At 60.7% G+C, this 22,220-nt stretch carries 13 protein-coding genes, 2 rRNA genes and 1 pseudogene (1 of these 16 only partly in view); 13 read left to right on the forward strand and 3 right to left on the reverse strand.

Annotated elements, in window-relative coordinates; genetic code table 11:
* The 9 genes from ACTG19_RS17200 to ACTG19_RS17240 all read left to right on the forward strand — a co-directional run.
* Positions 1-1,010, forward strand: a 23S ribosomal RNA gene (locus ACTG19_RS17200); it begins 1,880 nt to the left of the window's first position.
* Between the two features lie 121 nt (positions 1,011-1,131).
* Positions 1,132-1,246 (forward strand): 5S ribosomal RNA (gene rrf, locus ACTG19_RS17205).
* A 183-nt stretch (positions 1,247-1,429) separates the two neighbouring features.
* The gene (locus tag ACTG19_RS17210) at positions 1,430-1,936 is read left to right on the forward strand and encodes an NUDIX domain-containing protein (RefSeq protein ID WP_107683479.1); all 507 of its coding nucleotides are present in this window, start codon (positions 1,430-1,432) and stop codon (positions 1,934-1,936) included.
* A gap of 132 nt (positions 1,937-2,068) precedes the next feature.
* Complete coding sequence (locus tag ACTG19_RS17215) at positions 2,069-4,231, forward strand: AsmA family protein (RefSeq protein ID WP_113739601.1); 2,163 nt, start codon at positions 2,069-2,071, stop codon at positions 4,229-4,231.
* 145 nt (positions 4,232-4,376) lie between these two features.
* Positions 4,377-5,759, forward strand: a complete 1,383-nt coding sequence (locus tag ACTG19_RS17220) for an ATP-binding protein (RefSeq protein WP_113739602.1) — start codon at positions 4,377-4,379, stop codon at positions 5,757-5,759.
* Positions 5,756-6,403 (forward strand): response regulator transcription factor, encoded by a 648-nt coding sequence (locus ACTG19_RS17225; RefSeq protein WP_113739603.1) that lies wholly within the window; start codon positions 5,756-5,758, stop codon positions 6,401-6,403. Before ACTG19_RS17220 ends, ACTG19_RS17225 begins: the two co-directional genes overlap by 4 nt.
* On the forward strand, positions 6,400-7,227 hold the full coding sequence (locus ACTG19_RS17230; protein ID WP_113739604.1) for a DUF2861 family protein: 828 nt from the start codon (positions 6,400-6,402) through the stop codon (positions 7,225-7,227). Before ACTG19_RS17225 ends, ACTG19_RS17230 begins: the two co-directional genes overlap by 4 nt.
* A gap of 237 nt (positions 7,228-7,464) precedes the next feature.
* A complete protein-coding gene (locus ACTG19_RS17235; protein ID WP_113739605.1) occupies positions 7,465-9,666 on the forward strand; it encodes a glycoside hydrolase in 2,202 nt (733 codons plus the stop codon).
* Positions 9,667-9,761: 95 nt separating this feature from the next.
* Entirely contained in the window at positions 9,762-10,325 is a 564-nt protein-coding gene (locus tag ACTG19_RS17240; RefSeq protein WP_113739606.1) for a GNAT family N-acetyltransferase, read from the forward strand.
* 29 nt (positions 10,326-10,354) lie between these two features.
* On the opposite strand, the pseudogene ACTG19_RS17245 reads toward ACTG19_RS17240, so the two are convergent.
* From ACTG19_RS17245 to ACTG19_RS17255, 3 genes and pseudogenes are all read right to left on the reverse strand, one after another.
* Positions 10,355-11,448, reverse strand: a pseudogene (locus ACTG19_RS17245) (type I restriction endonuclease).
* Between the two features lie 265 nt (positions 11,449-11,713).
* Positions 11,714-14,587, reverse strand: coding sequence for a bifunctional [glutamate--ammonia ligase]-adenylyl-L-tyrosine phosphorylase/[glutamate--ammonia-ligase] adenylyltransferase (glnE, locus tag ACTG19_RS17250; protein ID WP_439989324.1), 2,874 nt, complete (start codon positions 14,585-14,587; stop codon positions 11,714-11,716).
* 176 nt (positions 14,588-14,763) lie between these two features.
* Positions 14,764-16,014 (reverse strand): methyl-accepting chemotaxis protein, encoded by a 1,251-nt coding sequence (locus tag ACTG19_RS17255; RefSeq protein ID WP_005362726.1) that lies wholly within the window; start codon positions 16,012-16,014, stop codon positions 14,764-14,766.
* A gap of 101 nt (positions 16,015-16,115) precedes the next feature.
* On the opposite strand from ACTG19_RS17255, the gene ACTG19_RS17260 reads away from it, so the two are divergent.
* The 4 genes from ACTG19_RS17260 to nudC all read left to right on the forward strand — a co-directional run bounded on the left by ACTG19_RS17260 (position 16,116) and on the right by nudC (position 22,100).
* Complete coding sequence (locus ACTG19_RS17260) at positions 16,116-16,868, forward strand: potassium channel family protein (RefSeq protein WP_237672033.1); 753 nt, start codon at positions 16,116-16,118, stop codon at positions 16,866-16,868.
* Positions 16,869-17,014: 146 nt separating this feature from the next.
* The gene (locus tag ACTG19_RS17265; protein ID WP_005335443.1) at positions 17,015-17,620 is read left to right on the forward strand and encodes a TIGR04211 family SH3 domain-containing protein; all 606 of its coding nucleotides are present in this window, start codon (positions 17,015-17,017) and stop codon (positions 17,618-17,620) included.
* Between the two features lie 314 nt (positions 17,621-17,934).
* Positions 17,935-21,099 carry a bifunctional proline dehydrogenase/L-glutamate gamma-semialdehyde dehydrogenase PutA gene (putA, locus tag ACTG19_RS17270; RefSeq protein WP_164537623.1) on the forward strand — a complete coding sequence of 1,055 codons (3,165 nt, stop codon included), beginning with the start codon at positions 17,935-17,937 and terminating at the stop codon, positions 21,097-21,099.
* 221 nt (positions 21,100-21,320) lie between these two features.
* On the forward strand, positions 21,321-22,100 hold the full coding sequence (gene nudC, locus ACTG19_RS17275; RefSeq protein ID WP_113739610.1) for an NAD(+) diphosphatase: 780 nt from the start codon (positions 21,321-21,323) through the stop codon (positions 22,098-22,100).
* The last annotated feature ends 120 nt before the right edge of the window (positions 22,101-22,220 follow it).

The raw sequence follows: 22,220 nt of genomic DNA on the forward strand, positions 1-22,220 counted from the left end.
GGTAAACGGCGGCCGTAACTATAACGGTCCTAAGGTAGCGAAATTCCTTGTCGGGTAAGTTCCGACCTGCACGAATGGTGTAACCATGGCCATGCTGTCTCCACCCGAGACTCAGTGAAATCGAATTCGCCGTGAAGATGCGGTGTACCCGCGGCTAGACGGAAAGACCCCGTGAACCTTTACTACAGCTTGGCACTGAACATTGAACCTACATGTGTAGGATAGGTGGGAGGCTTTGAAGGCGTGACGCCAGTTGCGCTGGAGCCGTCCTTGAAATACCACCCTTGTATGTTTGATGTTCTAACGCAGGGCCCTGAATCGGGCTCGCGGACAGTGCCTGGTGGGTAGTTTGACTGGGGCGGTCTCCTCCCAAAGAGTAACGGAGGAGCACGAAGGTTGGCTAATCCTGGTCGGACATCAGGAGGTTAGTGCAATGGCATAAGCCAGCTTAACTGCGAGACGGACAGGTCGAGCAGGTACGAAAGTAGGTCATAGTGATCCGGTGGTTCTGAATGGAAGGGCCATCGCTCAACGGATAAAAGGTACTCCGGGGATAACAGGCTGATACCGCCCAAGAGTTCATATCGACGGCGGTGTTTGGCACCTCGATGTCGGCTCATCACATCCTGGGGCTGAAGTCGGTCCCAAGGGTATGGCTGTTCGCCATTTAAAGTGGTACGCGAGCTGGGTTCAGAACGTCGTGAGACAGTTCGGTCCCTATCTGCCGTGGGCGTTGGATGATTGAAGGGAGTTGCTCCTAGTACGAGAGGACCGGAGTGAACGAACCTCTGGTGTTCGGGTTGTCACGCCAGTGGCACTGCCCGGTAGCTAAGTTCGGAATCGATAACCGCTGAAAGCATCTAAGCGGGAAGCGAGCCCTGAGATGAGTCATCCCTGACCCCTTGAGGGTCCTAAAGGGCCGTTGGAGACCACAACGTTGATAGGTGGGGTGTGTAAGCGCGGTGACGTGTTGAGCTAACCCATACTAATTACCCGTGAGGCTTAACCATACAACACCCAAGAAGTGTTCTGGGCCTTGTAGCGAATGAACGAACTACTCAAATTCAGTGATAGTGACAAGCCAAGCGCAACATCACTACTCACGTCAGCTTTCCAAGATTGAAGAATTTGCCTGGCGGCCATAGCGCCGTGGAACCACCTGATCCCATGCCGAACTCAGAAGTGAAACGCGGTAGCGCCGATGGTAGTGTGGCATTCGCCATGCGAGAGTAGGACACTGCCAGGCACCCAATACAAGAAACCCCGCTCATCGAGCGGGGTTTTTTATTGTCTGAAAATCAGCAAATAGCCTGATAATTGCCCCGTTTTATTACTATCCCTTTGAATTCCTCGTCTTCCCCGTCTGTTTTACTCATAAAAAACGGTCGCAACAGCTTAAAATGGCGCTTTATTTCGTCGGAGATAGCCCATGTTTTGTCCAAAATGCGGCGGTCAAACCCTGCAGAGCGTCAGCCCCAAAGAGCTTCGTTGTGGCTGCGGTTTTCATTTTTTCCAGAATGTGGCGACGGCGGTAATGGTGGCGCTTTGCTGGCAGGATGAGGTGCTGGTTGCGGGGCGTGCCCGCAATCCGGGCAAGGGGTTGCTGGATCTGCCTGGCGGATTTGTCGATCCCGGCGAGTCGCTGGAGGTAGCGCTGGTGCGCGAGTTGCAGGAGGAGCTGGGACTCGATGTCAGCGCTCAACCTTTTACCTATCTTGGTTCCTTCCCCAATATCTATCCCTACGATGGCATTACCTATCACACCTGTGACACCTTCTTTGCCATCAGGCTGAGTGAAAAACCGGTCATCCAGCCGGCTGACGATGTGGCCGCCTGTCAGTGGTTGAAGATCAGCGATATCCCCTTGTCCCGCTTTGCTTTCGAGTCGACGCGCACCGCTATGGCGCGGCTGCAGCAATCCTCTTTGCAAGCCTGATCCCTGCTGATGACGATGGGGATTGGCAGCGACCATCCCTGTCTCATCCTTGTCCGCTTTTGTCTCGTAGACGCCATTCGTCAGACGGTGAGTGGTATAGTCAGCAGTGGATCCGGATTCAAGGAGCATATCGTGAAGAAGATAGTTCTCATCTTGCTCGGCATCGCCGTGGCGGCCTTGCTGGCCATAGTGACGTTGATAAGCCTTATCGACCCCAATCAATTCAAGCCCCAACTGGCTGAACAGGTGCGCAAGAGCACGGGCCGGGAACTGGTGATGGCGGGGGAGATTGACTGGCGTTTCTGGCCGAGTCTCGGCCTCTCGCTGGAGAAGGTTGCTCTGCGCAATCCGGCCGGTTTTGCCGAGCCGGATCTGGTTCGTTTCGAACAGGGGGAGGCCTCGGTGGCCCTGTTGCCGCTGCTCTCCCATCGTCTGGAGATTGGTAAGGTGACCCTGAGTGGCGCCCATCTGTTTATCCAGACCAAGGCGGATGGCAGCTCCAATCTGAGCGGACTGATCAAGGATGCCACTGCTGATGCAAGCGAACCGGTCGTCCCTGCAACCCCTGCGCCAACCTCTGATAGCAAGCACTGGCAGATCAGCTTGCAGGGTGTCGCGCTCTCCCAGGCCAGTGCGCTGGTACAGGATGATCGCAGCGGCACCTCGCTGCGACTGGATCGCCTCGATCTCGATATGGGGCAGCTGGCCACCGGTCAGTGGGTACCCGTAACGCTAGCCGCCAAGGGGAGTGCCGACAAGCTCGCTTTCGATGTTAAAGGGCAGACCCAGGTCAAGCTGGCGCAGGAGGTGATGGCCAGTGAACTGAAAGATCTGAGCCTCAGCGGCAGCCTGAGTGACCCGTCCCTGCGACTCGACAGTTTCTCTATCAAGGGAGACCGACTGGCTCTGGGTGAGTGGAGTAACCTCACGTTGGTGCTGAAAGGAGCCAAGGGTGAGGGGCAGCAAGCTTCACTGGCTGGCTCGTTGGAAGGCACGCTCAAGGGACGGCTCGATAAAGAGATGAAGCTGGCCGAGCTCTCCGATGTGCTGCTGACGGCAGCGCTGGAAGGTGATGCGCTGCCACGCCCGCAGATGAAGCTGAAACTGGCCGGGTTTGCCCGTGCCGAGCTCGACAAGCAGTTGATTACCCTGAGCAAGCTGGTGATGAGTGCCGATGAGGCACTGTTGAGTGGCGATGGAACCGTGCAGCTTGGCGCTGTTCCCACAATCAGCTTCGATCTCAAGGGGGAGAAGCTGGATCTCGACAAATGGCTCGCCAAATCGGTGCCGACCACACCTGCGCAGGTGAAAGAGGACAAACCGACGGCCGGTGTTGCCAGCACAGCTGCAAGTGGCAATAAAGCGGTAACCGGCAAGAGCGAAGCCCTCTCCGCGGTCGAACCGGATCTGGGCGCTCTCAAAGGGGTGGATCTGGATGGTCGGCTGCAACTCGGCAGCCTGCGTCTGAAAGGGTTGGATCTCGGTGCTGTCGATCTGCAGGTGGCTCTGGCCAAAGGGCTGCTGACGCTCAAACAGTTCAGCGCGACCGTGGCAGGTGGTCAGGTAAACGCGAACGGGGTACTCGACGCGCGCCAGCAACCCGCCACCTACAAGGTGCACAAGCAGGTGGCCGGGGTGAACATTCGTCCCTTGCTGCAGACTCTGGCCCAGAGTGATCTGCTGGAGGGCAAGGGCGATCTGGATGTGCAGGTGCAGGGCCGTGGTCTCTCTGCGCTGGCACTGCGCAACGGGATGCAGGGCAAGGTTACCTTGAAGCTGAGCGATGGTGCCCTGCATGGCATCAACCTGCCTGAGATGATCCGCGAGGCGCGGGCCACCCTCACCGGCAAGGGGGCCGAACAGGTGAAGGAGGCGCGCAAGACCGACTTCAGCGCCCTGACCGCCAGCTTCCTGATTGCCGATGGCATCGCCCGCAGCAACGACATCCAGCTCTTTGCCCCGGCCTTGCGAGTCAAGGGTGAGGGGCAGACGGCGCTGGTGCCGGAGAGCCTCGACTTCCTGTTCCTCACCTCCATTGTCGAGAGCAGCAAGGGGCAGGGAGGAAAGGATGTGGACGAGCTCAAAGAGATCACCATTCCGGTGCGGATCGGCGGCCACTGGCAGGCTCCCAGCTATCAGCTCGACGTGAAGGCGCTGCTCAGCAACAACAAGCTGTTGGAGGATAAGGCGCGCAAGGAGGCCGAACGCGGCCTCAAGAAGCTGCTGGGGGACAAGGCCGACAACGAGGCCGTCAAAGGGGTGGCTGACCAGCTGCTCAAGGGTCTGTTCAAATAGGTGACGGTTCACATGGGCTGGCGGGAGCCGCGCAAATGCCGTTAGCGGTTGACCGGATGTCAGCGCCATTGAAAAATGGCGCTGACATTTTTTATGGCGCAGTGATCTGCTGTGTCTTCATCCGGAGTCATCTCGAGTTGAAACCATGCGCCTGATCCTGCTGCTCTGTTCCCTGATCTGCTACAGCATGGCTTCTCCGGTGCTGGCCGGGCCGCTGGCGGATCGTCTGGCGGGCGAGCTGGCCAAGCAGGCTCCCGAACAGGCGCTGCCTCTTGACGAGGTGCAGCGGCTCGACCGGCGCTTGATTGCTCCTGACGCCCTTCATCCCGCCTGGCAGCGTTATCCACTGCGCCAGTTGCAGGCCATCTATCGCTACCAGCAGGAGTGCGGGACAGATAATGACTTGCCCGCCGAGTGGCTGCCGCTGCTGCGGGCGCTTTGCAAAGATGGGCCAATGCCCTCGGCCAGCTGGTTTGCCGCTCACCCCGTCTATCCGCTGGGCGGCTCCAGCGCAGCTCGCTGGCAGGCTGGTCATCCGGCGGCCGGGCTCGACGCTCTGTTCCATGTGCGGGAGCGGCGCGATCGGTTGGGGCAGCTTGGCGAGCTTGCTGATGACAACCTAGACGCCCTGCTGCGGGGTGAGCGCTGGCTGCTGCAATCGGGCCAGCTCTGGCTGCTTGCCGATGGGCAGTGGCGCCGCTATGGCGCCGGGCAGTGGCAACCGCTGGCCGATCGGCTTGGCGTGACGCTGGATAGCCGTACCGATGGTCCCTGTGAAGAGCGAGTCGGAGCGATTTGCTTCAATACTCGCCCCACGCTTGGCTGGCAGTGGCTGGCGCTGGCCAGCTCCTTTGGTTTCATCTTGCTGCTGGGGTGGGCCAGCTGGCAGCGCTGGCGCCTGCTGCGGGAGCGGCGCGTCGCGTTGCAGATGCTGACCCACGAGCTGCGTACCCCCATCATGGCGCTCTCCGGCATCAGCGAGGAGCTGCGCCACGATTTCGACCGGCTGCCCTCTTCCGCCCAGCAGAGCGTGGGGCAACTGCTGGGCAGTGTCGCCCGCCTGCATCAGCTGGCGCAGGCCAGTCGCCACTATCTGGCGGCAGAGACCTTCGAGGATGAGCGGGTGGCTGTCAGTCTGGCTGAGTGGCTCACCCTGGCTTGCGAGCGGCATGACGCCACCTTCTGCCTTGAGCGGGAGATGACTCTGGCGCTCCCCTTTTATTGGCTCGATCTCGCCCTCGACAACCTGCTGCGCAATGCCAGCCAGCATGGTCGTGCGCCGGTTCGGATCTGTGCCAGCTGGCAGGCGGGGCGCTTGAGCCTCGCAGTCAGCGATGGCGGCGAGCTGCCAAATTACCGGCTCGCTACCCTGCTGCGCCGCGGTGCCCGTGGCGAGGGTTTGGGGCTGGGGCTTGCCATCGTGCGCCATCTGCTGCGCCGTCTTGGCGGGCGCCTCGCCCTATCCGGCCCGCCCACCACCTTCACCCTGACGCTGCCCTGCCAACTCTGGAGCGACCCCGAATCATGAAGACCATCCTGCTTGTCGAAGACGAGGCATTGCTGGCGGAGAACCTGCAACGCTATCTGACCCGCGAGGGGTATCGCTGCCTCTGGTGCGACACCCTGGCTGCGGCGGAGCAGCAGTGGCTGGCGGCGGATCTGGTGCTGCTCGATCGCACCATGCCGGAGGGGGATGCCCTCGACTGGCTGCCCCAGTGGCTGGCGCGCAAGGCGCTGCCGGTGATCGTGCTCACCGCCAGGGTGGAGGTGAGCGATCGGGTGGCCGGGCTCGATGCGGGGGCGCGCGACTACCTGACCAAGCCCTTCTCCCACGACGAGCTGCTGGCGCGGATCCGGGCCCAGCTGCGCCAGCTGGGGGATGGCACTCAGGCGGTGGGCGGCTTGCAGCTTCATCCCGCCCGGATGCAGGCGAGCTGGCAGGATGCGGAGGTGAGTTTTACCCCCACCGAGTTTGCCCTGCTCACCCTGCTGGTGCGGATGGCGGGGCGGGTGCTGAGCCGGGAGGAGATCCTCAACCGGGTGTGGGGCTATCAGGCGTTTCCCTCCACTCGCACCGTCGATACCCATATTCTGCAACTGCGCCAGAAGCTGCCCGGGCTGGTCATCGAGACGGTGCGCGGCATCGGCTACCGGCTGGAGGTGCCAGCGTGAAGCGCGCAACGCTGGCTGTGCTGCTGGTTATGGGCGTTGGCCTTCTGAATGCAGGCAGCGTGATGGCAACAGAGGGTTTGGCAACTGATAACACCGACCCGCTGCAACCAGCTACTTTGGCGCTGTTGCAGGGGGATAACCGGCACGCCTGGCAATCTTTGCAGCAGGCATGGCCCGCCCTCACAAGTGATGCCGAGCGCCGTAGCTGGCAGGGGATGCTGGCCGCGCTGAGTGCCCAACACTGCGGCAAGGATTTCCCGCTGGCCTTGCCTGATGGGGTGAGCGAGCTGCGCCTTGAGCTGATCCAGCGCGATGCGCCGCTGTTGCGGGACTATCGGGTGCAGTTGACCGGAGAGAGGTCCATCACCGCCGCTGAACTTGTCGATCCCGCTGGCCACAACCGGTTGGCAGGTGCCCAGTGGGAGGCGGAAGGGAGTGAGGGGGTCAGGGTCGTGGGGGCCGATCTGCCGATGCCTTTACCAGCCGGACTCTATCAGCTACGGCTGACGGTGGCGGGCAAGGAGTGGCAGGTGGCGTTGCCGCTGCCTGCGGTGCAGGATCTGGATTGGCTCTCCCGCTCGCCGCAGGCGGTGGCCAATCCCCCCTCTAATCCCGCTTCGTGTACTCCGCTCTGGCTCGATCAGGCGGTGTTGGCCCGCCCGCAATACACCCTGCTCTGGTGGCACCGCATTGCGCCCGATGAGCCGGTGAACTGGCCTGCTGCCACGCCCGACAGCTGGCGTACCCTCTCGCTGGTGCAGACCAGCCAGCGCGGCCAGCTGGTGTTGCAGCTGAGCCACAGTCAGGCGGGGCCGGTGGAGTGATGCCGGGTGATTGAGTCGCTGCTTCTGGCAAAGATTGTTTCGCAGGTGCAATGACTGTTACTTTTTGCTGATGTTATTTGCAACAATTGGCCAGTGGATGGTGGTGGCTATCAAACAGGAAATGGCAGAGCAGCCTCTCCGCTTCTGCTCTGGGCTTAATCCTGACATTGGCCTGACAATCTGAGCCTGCCGATCTGCTGCAATGGCGGCTCCCGTTTGTATCAGGAATCTCCGACCATGACTTCTTTCCCCGTGCTAACGAGCCGGATCCGCCCGCTGCTACTGTTGGCGCCGCTGTTCTCCCTGCCTGCCGAGGCGCTGACCCTTGCCAACGATCAGTGGCGCATCGAGCTGGATCCCGCCACCCTGGCGGCCGAGGCTGTGCTGCCATCGGGCAAGCACCTTCTCATCTCTTCTCCCGGCCCGCGTCAGCCGGTCACCGCTCTGCAGCAGGAGGGGAAGCGCGCCAGCTGGCTGACCCGTGCCGATGGCGAGGTGCGGGCCTTGGCTCGCCTCGAGGGCAATCGTCTGATCCTTACCCTCAGCCGTGCAACTGCTGGCGAGCTGGTGTGGCCGCGGGTACCGGCAGGGGCGCAGGCGCTGATGCTGCCGATCCACGAGGGATTTCGCATTCCGGCTACGCACACTGCGTGGCGCAAGGCGCTGGCGCAGGAGTATCAGGGGATCAACACCACGGATAATCTGACCCTGCCGGTGGTTGGGCTGGATCACGGCGATCAGCAGTTGGCGATCCTCTTTGCCAACCCCTTCAACAACCGGCTCACCTTTGCGCCCAAGCAAGATGGCATTGCCCTCACCGCGACCCATAGCGTCAATCGCCTCAATCTGGCTGACCCCTATGAGGTGGCAGTGTCGTTGCAACCGGGCAACGACTGGCTAGCGGCGGCCAAGGCCTATCGCAGCTGGTTGAAGGCACGGGGTGAACTGGTCTCGCTCGAGAGCAAGCTGGCGGCGGTGCCGGATGGCAAGCGGCTGCTCGGCGCCTCTCACCTCTATCTCTGGGGCGAGCGACTGCTGGTGCCACAGGATGTGAAGAGTTGGCCCGCGCTGCGCCGCCTGATCCCCGCCGACTGGCTTAAGGGGGAGAGCAAGCGTGCGCTGCAAGCGCCCGATCTTGAGCGCAATCGCTACCTGCAAAATCTGGTATTGGCCGGAGTGGAGCAGGCGCTGGCGCTGCGCCATCCGGGTCGGCAACCGGCCGATTTCGCTGCCCGGCGCACGCTGGCGGCCACGCAACTGGGGGCTGAGCTCAACGACCCGCAGAGCTGGGGGGATGGCAGCTCGGCCAAGATGATCGCCGCTCTCAAGCAGGCTGGACTACCCAAACTCTGGCTGGGTCTGCCCCAGTGGACCGCCGGTTTTGCTGCGCCAGAGGGGATTGAATTTGCCAAACAGGCGGGCTATCTCATCGCACCTTACGACTCCTACGATACCGCGCTGCCGGAGGGGAATCGCCAGCAAAGCTGGCTCACCGCCCAGATGGGGCAGGATAGCTATCTGCGTTGCGGCATCATGCAGGAGAGCGGGCGGCGCAAGAGCGGCTTTCAAAACAGCGGCGTTTACACCAATCAGGCCTGTGTGCGCCCGGTGATGGAACAGCGCGTACCCTTGTTGCAGCAGGCGAGCCACTACAACAGCTGGTTCCTCGATGTGGCTGCGACCGGCATGGTGTTTGACGACTTCGACCCGGCCAAGCCAACCACTCAGGCGCAGGATGCGGACAACCGGATGGCAGGGATGGCGTGGATTGCCAGGAGTCAGGGGGTGCTGGTGGGCTCCGAGGAGGGCGGCGCGGTTGCCAACCGCACTGCGGCCTTTGCCCACGGCCCCCAGACCAGCGGCTTTGGCTGGCAGGATCCCGATATGCGCCGCAACAAGCGCTCTCCCTACTATTTGGGGGCCTGGTATCCCGACTATCAGCCTGCATTTTTCTTTCGCCAGAGCCACCTAAAACCTGAGTATCAGGGGCTCTACTTCGATCCGGCGCTGCGGTTGCCGCTGTTCCAGAGCGTCTTTCACGACAGCATAGTGACCACCCATCACTGGACGATGGACAGCCTCAAATTCAGGGAGAGCCGTCAGGTAACCGAGCTGTTGCAGCAGCTCTACAACGTGCCGCCGCTGCTCAACCTCAGTCTGGATAGTGCCAGCGTGCGCATTCCCTATCTCAAGGGGCTCGATGCCTTCTTCCGCCCGTTGCATGAGCGGCTCTACAACCAGCCACTCACCGGTTTTCGCTGGCTCGACAAACGAGGAGTGGTGCAGCAGAGCGAGTTTGCCGATGGCACTCGACTGATAGCCAACTTCGGCCCGGCCACCGAGCTGGCAGGGATAAAACTGGCCGCTCAAAGCGTGCTGGCGCTGCTGCCTGATGGCAGCCAGCAGCAGTTTGTTTCGCAACCGGATGGTGCCCGCTAATCTGGCGTTCTGGCTTCTATTTCATCAGAAGATGCTGTGGCATAACTTTTCATGTATAGATGAACGTTCTGCAAAATAAATGAGAGGTAGTTCTGATGATTGAGAGTGAAGTGATTAGAGAGGCAAACCATCCGGCGTGGCCGCTGGTCTGGCAGATCTATGGCGAGAGTTTTCCCCGCTACGAGCAGCGCCAGTCACAGCATCAGCCACAGAAGATGCGGGATCCTCGCTATCACTGCCAAATCTTTTATCAGGACGGCCTGCTGCTCGGTTTCATCTTCTGGTGGGCGTGTGGCGAGCAGATCTATATCGAACATCTGGCCATCAATCCGGTGCTGCGCGGCCGCAACTACGGCAGCCGCCTGCTGGCCGAATTTTGCGAGCGGGCAGGCAAAACCGTCATTCTCGAGATCGATCCGCCAGAGGATGAGATTGCCATTCGCCGTCTGCGCTTCTATCAGGGGCTGAGCTTTTGTCTCAACGACTATGCCCATCTCCACCCACCCTATCATCCTGACTATCAAGGTCATGCGCTGCGGGTGTTGAGCTATCCGGGGCTTCTTGAGGAAGAGGCCTATCAGCGTTTCAACAGCATGCTGGTGGAGACGGTGATGGATCACGGCTTGAGTTGGAAAACGGGGATGTTCATTGCGAGATGAAGGGGGGATTCCCCCCCTCCTAATTGCAACTATTCATAGACTGATGTCGCGGTCAGCAACTGATCTGCAAAGGTAAAGATTTCATCGATCGAGGAAATAGGATGCCTAGTCTCTTTTTTGTCAGCGTCAAATAAACCGATATATTTCTGCCTTGCATTGAAATGCAACCGGCATAACGGCTTGCGATTATTATCGTCGAGGAGAATACCAAAATAACTTTGGGTATCTCTTGCCGCGATTCTTGTTACATCAAATCGCTGTCTCAGAATTGCTTTGACAACATTAAAGCCTTCCATCTCTTCAATCGTTGTATCGACCTTTGATTTTTCCTCACTACAGCCTTCGGCATTATTGTTATCACTTGATGGATTACTATCAAATGCCGGTTGGATAGTTGAGGAGTTGACACTGCCACCAATCGCAGATTTCAATCTTGCATTGATGCTGTCATTCAGAAATTGGCTAAGTGCCTTCTTGGTAATGTCGGTAAAGGACTGTTTGACCTTTGCCGTTAGTACACCGTCATAGATTCTGGATGCAAAAAACTTAACAAAGTCTTCTTCCGGTGAGCCAAATTGTTCGGCTAGCAATTTTTTGATCTGGCTAAGGTACTTCAGTTCGCCAGCTGCATCGACAACTGAATCAACATCGAAAGAGGTTTTGGTTAGTTTTAATACCTCAGGCACTATGTGTTCATCTATGTCTTCCAGATCGAGCGTCAAAAATGGTTTTTCGTCCATTTTGTTTGGGGCATCAAGGTCTGTGTGAACTCATATTGTGCCCCATTGGTAAGAATGCCGATTCGAGCATTGGTAACTGAAAAATAGCGAAAGAGTTGACCAGAGTGCTTGGCCGAGAGTTTTTCACTGTATTTTTTACACTCAACCAGAATTTGCACTTGGCCATCTTTGAGAATGGCGTAGTCAACCTTTTCCCCTTTTTTGATGCCTGTATCTGCGGTGAATTCCGGAATCACCTCCGTAGGGTCAAACACATCATAACCAAGTACACGATTGAGAAATGGCATGACAAATGCGTTTTTGGTTGCTTCTTCTGTGGTGATCATCGATGACTGTTGAGCAATCTTTTTGGCTAGACTCTGTAGCTGCTCTGAAAAATCCATTTCTTCCTCTCTGCGCTGGGACTGGAATTGTTGAGTTGATATTCACCCGTCATATCTGGCCAAAATCAGGTGAGGTCATAGAGACGGTTTATCTCTACGTATATTCAGCAAAGTGCCATACGATTCCAAGGCTGGTATGCCTGAAACAGGATCCAGCTCACCGCTATTGAGTGTTATATGAAGAAAATATGAGCTTGTAGCTGATGTTTATATTAGAAAGGGGCGCCCAAGCGCCCCTTTCTCGTTGAACCTGCTGTGGTTTATCTCACTCCCCCAGCAGCTTGTGCCAGACGGCGAGCACATGGCTGCGCTCGTTTTGCAGCTGATCGTCGCTCACCTTGCGGGAGATCTCCGAGAGGTTGAGGCGATGGCCGAGGTTGCGGATCTCCAGATAGGCCTGCTTCAGCCCCTCCGCCTGCTCTAGCGTCAGCACCCCCGCCATCACGCACTCATCGAAGATGCGCACGTTATCGGACCAGCGGGTGAGCGCCTCGGGTTCACCGCAGGCGTGGGCCAGCACCAGATACTGGGCGATAAACTCGATATCCACCATGCCACCGGGGGACTGCTTGAGGTCGAACTCGCCGGCACCGGCTTTGAGCAGGTGATCCCGCATCTTGTGGCGCATCTCGCGCACCTCGCGGGCCAGGGTCGGCAGCTCCCGCTCCTTGGCCAGCACATCGCGGCGGATACGGGCAAACTCGGCAACGATGGCGTCATCGCCATAGATGGGGCGAGCCCGTACCAGCGCCTGATGCTCCCAGGTCCATGCCTCGTTTTGCTGGTATTGCTCGTAGGCCGACAGCGACGAGACCAGCAGGCCGGAGTCGCCGGAGGGGCGCAGCCGCATGTCGATCTCGTAGAGTATGCCGGAGGGGGTGCGGGTGCTGAACAGGTGCAGGATCCGCTGCGCCAGACGCAGGTAGAACTGGCGGCTGTCGATGGGCTTGCGACCATCTGTGTAGCTGTTGGGGTCGCCGCCGTGCAGGAACACCAGATCGAGATCCGAGCCGTAACCGAGCTCGATACCGCCCAGCTTGCCATAGGCCACCACCGCAAAGCCGCGCTGGCCGCTGGTTGCCACATCGGGCGGCACCCCGTAGCGCTCGCTCATCTGGGCCCAGGCCTGATTGACCACCTCCTCGGTGATCGCCTCCGCAAGCCAGGTGAGGTGGTCGCTCACCTTCATCAGCGGCAGGGCGCCAGCGATATCGGCCGCCACGATGCGCAGCAGCTGCACCTGTTTGAACTGGCGCAGCGCCTCCATCTGCTGCTCCACGTCCTCTTCGGGGATGCGCAGCAGGAACTGGCGCAGCTGGGGCTTGTACTGGTCGAGCGGGGTGGGGTGGTAGAGGTGCTGGGGATCGAGCAGCTCGTCCAGCAAAATGGGGTAGCGGGCCAGCTGTTCGCTCACCAGATGGCTGGCGTCGCACAGCCGCACCAGCTGGCGCAGGGCGCCCGGGTTTTCCGCCAGCAGTTGCAGATAGGCGCTGCGGGTGAAGATGCGGGTCAGTAGCTCACATACCCGTTCGAACAGGCGGGCGGGCTGCTCGCTGGCGACCACCAGTCGCAGCAGCTCCGGCATCAGCCAGTCCAGCGCGATGCGCCCCTGCGGCCCCACCTGACGGCGCTTGTACTCCTCCTTGAAACGCAGCAGCGCGGCGCAGAGCGGGGCGGGCTCGGCCCCCCCCTGTGCAGTCAGCAATTTTTCCAGCTCGGCGGCGTCGAGCTCGGTGCGCCACAGATCGAGCCAGAGCTGCTCCAGATGGGCGGGGGCCTCCTTCTCTTCCCCCACCACGGCGGCGAACTCTTGATGGACGGCGGCCATCTCCTCATCCAGATGAGCCATAAAGGCGCCCCAGTCAGCAAAGCCGAGGGCAGCGATCAGCCGCTGGCGATCCCGCTCTTCGGTGGGCAGGGTTTGGGTCTGCTGATCGCCGATCTCCTGCAATATGTTCTCGACCCGGCGCAGGAAGCGATAGGCCTCCAGCAAGCGATCGCAATGGGCAGATTCGAGGGCGCCACATTGGGCGATGGCGGCCAGCGCTTCGGGCAGGTGGCGCACCCGCAGCGCCGGTTCACGACCGCCGCGAATAAGCTGCAGCGCCTGGGCGATAAACTCCACTTCACGGATGCCGCCAGCCCCCAGCTTGATATTGCCCTCCAGCCCCTTGCGGCGCACCTCGGCGGCGATCATCGCCTTCATCTGGCGCAGACCGTCGATAACGCCGAAGTCGATATAGCGGCGAAACACAAAGGGGCGCAGCATTTCGGCGAGCTCCACTGCGTGCTCGCATTGGGGGCCCAGCACCCGCGCCTTGACCATGGCGTAGCGCTCCCAGTTGCGGCCGTGATGCTGGTAATAATCCTCCATGGCGGCAAAGGAGATGGCCAGTGGCCCCGCATCGCCAAAGGGGCGCAGCCGCATGTCGACCCGGAACACCTGACCATCCTGGGTGGGCTGGTGGAGGGCGTTGATGATGCGCTGACCGAGCTTGATAAAGAACTGCTGGTTGGCGAGCTCGCGCCGTCCGCCGACCGTGTAGCCGTTCTCGGGGAAGGTGAAGATAAGGTCGATGTCCGAGGAGAAGTTGAGCTCGCCGCCCCCGAGCTTGCCCATGCCGAGAATGAGCAGCGGCTGCGGGTTGCCATTGCCGTCCATCGGGGTGCCCAGCTCGCCGCACTGTTTGGCGTAGAGCCAGTCGCGGGCAGAGCAGATCAGCGTATCTGCCAGCTTGGTGAGGTGGATAAAGCTCTCTTCTACTGTCGCGTGGCCCAGCAGCTCGCGCCAGGCGATCACCAGCATGCGGCTGCGGCGGAACTGGCGCAGGATGCGCTTGAGCGCCTCTTCATCACTCACCTCGGTGAGCAGGGCGGTCAGATCGCTCTGGTAGGCGGGCCACCGCTCGGAGCGCTCCAGATCTCCGGAGGCGAGCAGTTCGGTCAGCAACTCCGGCTGTTTGAAGAGAGAGTCGGCGACAAAATCGGAGAGGCCGAGCAGGGTCAGCAGGGTCTGGCGCACCGGCTCGGGCTGGTTGCCGTAGTCGGGGGCCAGTTCAGTCAGCCGTTGCCACTGGCGCTGGGCCAACTCCTGCAGCAGGGGGGAGAAGGCGGAGAAAGAGGGAGAGTGCTGGGCCACGGTTGCCGTCCTTGTGATTAACGAAACTGCCGGATAAAAAGCTGGCTGCCAATCTAGCACCGTCAGGCCCCCGCGTCACAGCGCAGGGGCGAGAAGCATGATCCAGAAAGGAAAATGGGTTGCTGGTGGGGATATGAAGAAAGGCCCCGCAGGGCCTTTCTGTCTATGCGCTGTGGTCACGCCAGCTTGAAGGACTGGATCTGGCTGTCGAGCTCCTTGCTGTGCTGCTCGACCAGTTCGGAGGCCTCTTGCAGTTCGCGCAGCACCACGACGGAGCCTTCGGCGATCTGCTTGACCTGCTCCAGATTGCCGCGCATCTCTTCGGCGACCGAGCTCTGCTGCTCGGAGGCCGCGGCGATGTGGCGGTTCATGTCGGCGACACCCTGTACCCGCTGCACTATGGTGGCGAGCTGGGTACCGGCCTGGGTCACCTGTTCCACCCCCTTGTCGGCCTGCTGTACGCTTTGGGCCATCAGCTCGCCAGCCTGATGGGCATTGCCCTGCAGCTGTTCGATCATCTTCTGGATTTCGACGGTGGCGGCCTGAGCCCGGTTGGCCAGTTCACGCACTTCGGAGGCCACCACGGCAAAGCCACGACCCGCTTCACCGGCGCGAGCCGCTTCGATGGCGGCGTTCAGTGCCAGCAGGTTGGTCTGCTCCGAGATGCCGCGAATGGTGTCGACCACAGAGCCAATGCGCTCGACCCCCTGCTCCACCTCGTTGACCACGGTGGCGGAGCGCTGGATGTTGCCGGAGAGGGTGTCTATGGTGCTGACGGTGTCGGCGACGCAGCGGCTCCCCTCTTCCGCCAGTTGGCTGGTTTCGGCGGTGGCGTGAGAGGCCTGATCCGCATGGGCGGCCACTTCGCGAATGGCACCGACCATCTGGCTCATGGCGCTGGCCAGCTGTTCGATCTGGGTGAACTCTTCGTTGATCGCTTCGTTGGCCTCTTCCATGCAAAGGGTCACCTGGGAGGCGATGTCGTTGAGCTCCTTGCAGGCGGCGCGCTGGTTGCCAAACACCTCTTTGAGGTTCTCCTGCGAGTGAGAGACCGCCTTGGCGATGTCACCGAATTCGTCACGAGACTTGAGCAGTACCTTGTGGCTGAGGTCCCGCTTGGCGAAGCGTTCCAGCAGGCCCACCAGATAGTGCACCTGCTTGACCATCAGGCGGGAGCCGGTGAGCAGCAGGATCACGAACAGCAGCCCCATGATGGCGGTCTCCATCAGACCGGTCCAGAGCAGGCGATTGGAGATCGCATCCGCCTTGGCGGGATCGAGCCCTTCGCTGAGCAGGGTCGCTTCCAGATTGTTGGCGTCAAACCAGAGTTTTGTCAGTAGCAGGAGGGTACTGAACACCATCAGCAGCACCACTTTGGGTACCAACCGGATGTTGCTCATTCTTTTCTCCAGCAGGTTAAGCTGCATTGTCATTCTCCTTTTAAAAGCCGTTTTTTCCTTTGCCCTCAGGACTATCGGCATTATCTTCTCTTTTATTAATTTGCACTGTGCTTAAAGTTGGAAAATGTATGCGACATCACTTAACTCATCTGCGGGCGATGGATCTGCTGATGGCATTTCTGTCGATTATCTCGGTTGTGCTGGTGACGGCCCGCTGGTGGGGCCATGAGAGCCTGACACCACAGACCCTGCAGCTCTTCTATGACCTCGACAGTCTGATCTGCTACTTCTTCCTCGCGCACTTTGCTTATGGCTGGATCCGGGCCTCCGATCGCAAGGCCTATTTCAAGGCCAACTGGATCTATCTGCCGGGTAGCTTGCCGATGGCGGAGCAACTGCGCTGGGCGCGGTTGATCCAGCTGTGGCGGGTCTATCAGCTGTTCAAGGAGCACCCAGATCTCTGGGCCATGTTCCGTCGCGAGCGCAACGAGACCACTCTCTCCGGCATCCTGTTTCTGTTCTTCCTGCTGCTGGGGGTGGGCTCCGGCGTCATGTACTGGATTGAGTCAGGCCAGCCCGGCAGCCAGATTGAGACACCCTATGACGCATTCTGGTGGACGCTGGTGACCCTCTCGACAGTAGGTTACGGGGATCTGGTGCCCAAGACCGAGGAGGGGCGGTTTGTCGCCAGCCTGCTGATCCTGTTCGGAGTCGGTCTGTTTGGTGCCATCAGCGGTTTCATGGCCAGCCTGTTTTTGCAGCCCAACAAGGGGGATGGCGAGACCGACAAGTGGCGTCATCACTACAACAACCAGCAAGAGGTGCTGCTGCGGGAGATCCGCGCCCTGCGCAGCGAGGTGCAGGAGCTGAAAAACAAGTGAGGCCGCAGACGGGCAAGTTGCGAGGTGACTCGCAACTCTGCGCGTATTATCCCGGGGGAGGTGCTTTTTCTTTGCTTGTCCTTTAACCTGCTGGCGGCTTAACATTCAACCTCTTGTCCAAACCTGAAAAAGAGAACCGATCGACCATGCGCGCCCTTCTCGGGATTTTGATCTGCTTGTGTGCCCAACAGGCACTGGCCGATACCCGTTATGTTTCAGACAACATCTTTACCTATATCCACAATGGCCCGGGTACCCAGTACCGGATCCTTGGCAGCGTCAAGGCTGGTGAACCGCTGGAGGTAAAGGCGGTGAACAGCGAGGCCGGTTTCACCCAGGTGGTGGACGGTCGTGGCCGCGAGGGGTGGATCAAGAACAGCGAACTGCAGAGCCAGATCAGCCTGCGCGAGCGTCTGCCCCAGGTGGAAAAAGAGCGCGATGAGCTTAAAGATCGCCTGCAGAACCTTAACGGTGACAACGAGAAACGCTTCACCGAGAAGGATGGTCAGATCGCTGCCCAGAGCAAGGAGATCGCCGCCCTCAAGGCTCAGCTGGTCAGTCAGGGTGAGGAGATGAGCAATCTCAAAGAGCAGAATGATGCCCTGACCCAGAGCTACGACAACCAGGAGCACGACATGCAGATGGACTGGTTTATTCGTGGTGGTGCCATGGTGGGGGCCGGTATTCTGCTTGGCATCCTGCTGCCCATGCTGCCCCGTCGTCGCAGCCGCGGCGATCGCTGGATGAACTGACAGCATCTGGCTGAATGAATTGCTGAGAAGGGTCGCCGTGGCGGCCCTTCTTTTTTTGGGGCGTATTGGGCGGAATGCGTGGCTGCTTTGCGATAGAGCGGCGGCAAATCGTATACAAAATGAAGTCAGATGACCCTCACGCTTGCTGGCGTATTAGCTTCAAAAGGGAATTCATGGGGGGAATGAGCGATCTTTGTTAAAGAGTGGCAACAAATTCATTTCATATAGGGTGCAACATTGTATACATTATCGGCGTTTCGGCGGCGCGTCCGCCTTTGTCGATATCAGCCCTAGGGCGTACAGGAAGACCCCATATGTTCAAAGCTACTCAAGTGCTTGCCGCTGACTATATCCCCTCTGATCTGGCCGCCCTGCGCGAAGCCATCACCCAGAACTACGTGGTGGATGAAAATGCCTATCTGGCCGAACTGTCGGCCATGTTGCCGGGGGATGGCGCCTCGCTGGAGCAGGTGACCCAGCGTGCCCGTACCCTGGTGACCAAGGTGCGCAAGGAGAGCGGCTCCGGTGACGGTATCGACGCCTTCCTGCAGGAGTACAGTCTCGATACCCAGGAGGGGATTATCCTGATGTGTCTGGCCGAGGCGCTGCTGCGCATTCCCGATGCCGAGACCGCCGATGCCCTGATCAAGGACAAGCTCTCCGGCGCCAACTGGTCATCCCATTTCCGCAAGAGCGACTCTACTCTGGTCAACGCCTCCACCTGGGGGCTGATGCTGACCGGCAAGATCATCAAGCTCGACAAGAAGCTCGACGGCAACCCGGCCAACCTGCTGGGGCGTATGGTCAACAAGCTGGGGGAGCCGGTGGTGCGCTCCGCCATGTACGCCGCCATGAAGATCATGGGCAAGCAGTTCGTGCTGGGGCGCGACATGAAAGAGGCGCTGAAGGCGAGCCGCAAATCCCGCGAGCTGGGCTACACCCACACCTACGACATGCTGGGTGAATCGGCGCTGACTTTGCAGGATGCCGACAAATACCTGACCGATTACCGCAACGCCATCGAGGCGGTGGGCAACGAGCGCATCAGCGACGGCGGCCCGGCCCCCTCCATCTCCATCAAGCTCTCGGCGCTCCATCCGCGCTATGACGTGGCCAACCGCGAGCGGGTGCTCGGCGAGATGTGTGAGCGGCTGGTGGGGTTGGTGCGGCTGGCCCGCGACAAGGATGTGGCCATCAGCATCGATGCCGAGGAGATGGACCGCCTCGAGCTGTCACTGGACTTGTTCGAGCAGCTCTACCGCTCCGATGCCAACCGCGGCTGGGGTAAGCTCGGCATGGTGGTGCAGGCTTACTCCAAGCGCGCGCTGCCGGTACTCTGCTGGCTTACCGCACTGGCCCGCGAGCAGGGTGACCTCATTCCGGTTCGCTTGGTAAAAGGCGCCTACTGGGACAGCGAACTGAAATATGCCCAGCAGGCGGGCTTGCCCGGCTACCCGCTATTTACCCGCAAGGCGGGCACCGATATCTCCTATCTCGCCTGCGCCCGCTATCTGCTGAGCGAGCCGACCCGCGGCTTTATCGCTCCCCAGTTCGCCACCCACAATGCCAATACCGTGGTCAGCATTCTGGAGATGGCCGGTGATCGCCAGTTTGAATTCCAGCGCCTGCACGGTATGGGGGAGGAGCTGCACAACGCCGTGCTGAACGACAATCCCGGCCTGCACTGCCGCATCTATGCGCCGGTCGGCGCCCACAAGGATCTACTGCCCTATCTGGTGCGCCGCCTGCTGGAGAACGGGGCCAACACCTCCTTCGTCCACAAGCTGGTGGACCCCAACACCCCGGTCGATTCGCTGGCCGAGCACCCGCTGCGCACCCTCAAGCGCTACTCCGGCTTTGCCAACGACCGCATTCCGCAGCCGGTGAACCTGTTCAGCGACCGCAAGAACTCCAGCGGCGTCAACATGAACATCCTCTCCATCCAGCGCCCCTTCTTCGCCCGCTTGAAAGAGCTGGAGAGCAAGCAGTGGCTGGCGGGCCCCATCGTCGATGGCGAGACCCTCAAGCGCAGCGAGGCACGCACAGTGCTGAGCCCGCAGGATGTGAGCCTCACCGTCGGCAAGATCCACTGGGCTGACGAGCCGGCGGTGGAACAGGCTTTGGCATCTGCCCACGCAGCCTTCCCGCGCTGGCGTGAAACCCCGGTGAGCGAGCGTGCTGCCGCGCTGGAGAAGCTGGCAGATCTGCTGGAAGCGAACCGCGAGCAGTTTGTCTCCCTCTGTACCCGCGAGGCGGGCAAGCTGCTGCAAGATGGCATCGACGAGGTGCGTGAAGCGGTCGATTTCTGCCGCTACTACGCGGTGCAGGCCCGCAGCCTGATGGGGCAGGCGACCCTGCTGCCCGGTTATACCGGCGAGCAGAACGAGCTGTTCCTGCAGGGGCGCGGCGTCTTTGTCTGCATCAGCCCGTGGAACTTCCCGTTGGCGATTTTCCTCGGCCAAATCGCTGCGGCGCTGGCCACCGGCAATACCGTTATCGCCAAACCGGCGGAGCAGACCGGCCTTATCGCCCATCTGGCGGTGACTCTGGCCCATCAGGCCGGTATTCCGGGCGACGTACTGCAATTGCTGCCCGGTGACGGTGCGACTGTCGGCGCCAAGCTGACAGCGGATCCGCGCATCGGCGGCGTCTGCTTCACCGGTTCCACCGAGACCGCCAAGCTCATCAACATGACCCTGGCCCAGCGCGATGGCGCCATCCTGCCGCTTATCGCCGAGACCGGCGGCCAGAACGCCATGATTGTCGACTCCACCGCCCTGCCGGAGCAGGTGGTGCGCGACGTGGTGAGCGCCGCCTTCCAGAGCGCCGGTCAACGCTGCTCGGCCCTGCGGGTGCTCTACCTGCAGGAGGAGATTGCCGAGCGGGTGCTGGAGATCCTCACCGGCGCCATGCAGGAGCTGAAAGTGGGCAACCCGGCCGAGCACAACACCGATGTCGGCCCGGTGATCGATGCCGATGCCAAGGCGGGGCTGGATGCTCATTTGGCCCGGATGATCCCGCGAGCTCGCCTGATTGCCCAGGCGCCGATGCCCGCCGCGACCATGGAAGGGCACTTTGTTCAGCCGACCGCACTGGAGATCGGCTCCATCCGCGAGCTGGCCAAGGAGCAGTTCGGCCCAATCCTGCACGTGGTGCGCTACGCGACCCGGGATCTGGACAAGGTGATCAGCGACATCAACGGCACCGGCTACGGCCTGACGCTCGGGATCCACAGCCGCAACGAATCCCACGCGGAGGAGCTGGCGAGCCGCATCAACGTCGGCAACGTCTACATCAACCGCAACCAGATCGGCGCCATGGTCGGGGTGCAGCCGTTCGGCGGCCAGGGACTCTCCGGCACCGGCCCCAAGGCGGGTGGCCCTCACTATCTCGGGCGGTTTGTTACCGAGAAGACCCGTACCATCAACACCACGGCGGTGGGCGGCAACGCCTCCCTGCTGGCGATGGGCGATGCCTGATCCGCGTCGAGAGAGGCCGGATACGGGATGCCGGATAACAGCGGGCCGCCTTCGGGCGGCCTCTGTATTTGCACCATCCGTTTTTTACGAATGGGACAATCGGCCACGGCGGGGTCGTCAGCGACTCGTGCTGGTCGTAAGATGGGAGCCACTCGCGCGGCGTTTGCTCCTTGGCGGGTCCGCCGTAGCCAGGGTTTTGTTTTAACGAGAGTGTTTATCTGATGTCATTAACCGAACAAGCCCGCTGGTTCGTGCTGGGGGGCGATCATCTGGTACTGCTCGATCAGCAGGGAGAGGTGCCACAGGGAAGTAAAGCGTGCCTGCCCGCAGCGCTGGCTGACGCCCATTTCGAGCGTTTCGACGAGTGGCAGGGGCTGCCCTGCTATCTGCTCGATCTGGGTGATGAGGCCGGCACTAGCGCCATGAGCCCGCTGCGCCAGCTGATGGTGGCGGGGGACGAAGAGGGCTTTCGTCTCGCCGGTCGCGCCTGGCAGCTCGCCACCTTCCGCCGTACCCACCGTTTCTGTGGCGAGTGCGGCGCCCCCATGACCCCGAAGGCGGGGGAGTGGGCGCAGGTGTGCCAGCAGGGGCACAGCGTCTATCCACGCATTTCCCCCTGCATCATAGTGGCGGTGCGCAAGGGACCGGAGATCCTCTTGGCAGCCCATCGCCGTCACTATCAGGCGGACGATCCCATGTATACCGTGCTGGCCGGCTTTGTGGAGGCGGGGGAGAACCTCGAGCAGTGCGTGGCACGGGAGGTGTTCGAGGAGAGCGGCATCCGGGTGCGCAATGTGCGCTATGTGGCGAGCCAGCCCTGGCCATTCCCCCACAGCCTGATGATGGGCTTCACCGCCGACTACGAGAGCGGCGAGATCCGGGTGCAGGATGACGAACTGGTGGCCGCCGCTTTCTTTGCTGCTGACCGCTTGCCGCGCTTGCCACCCCACGGCACCATTGCCCGGCGCTTGATCGAGTTGTCACTGGCGGGCGAGGGGTAACGAGGCGCTTATCTTTTCGCCAATCCTTTTGTACTTCTTGTTACAAGCGGGGCGCTCAGGTTTGCGCCCCTTCACATCTTTGCAACCGCGCGTCCATTTGCCACGTTTTGGGCAGTCCGA

The sequence above is a fragment of the Aeromonas sp. 3P genome (assembly GCF_051919745.1).
In the GTDB taxonomy this organism is placed as follows: domain Bacteria; phylum Pseudomonadota; class Gammaproteobacteria; order Enterobacterales; family Aeromonadaceae; genus Aeromonas; species Aeromonas veronii.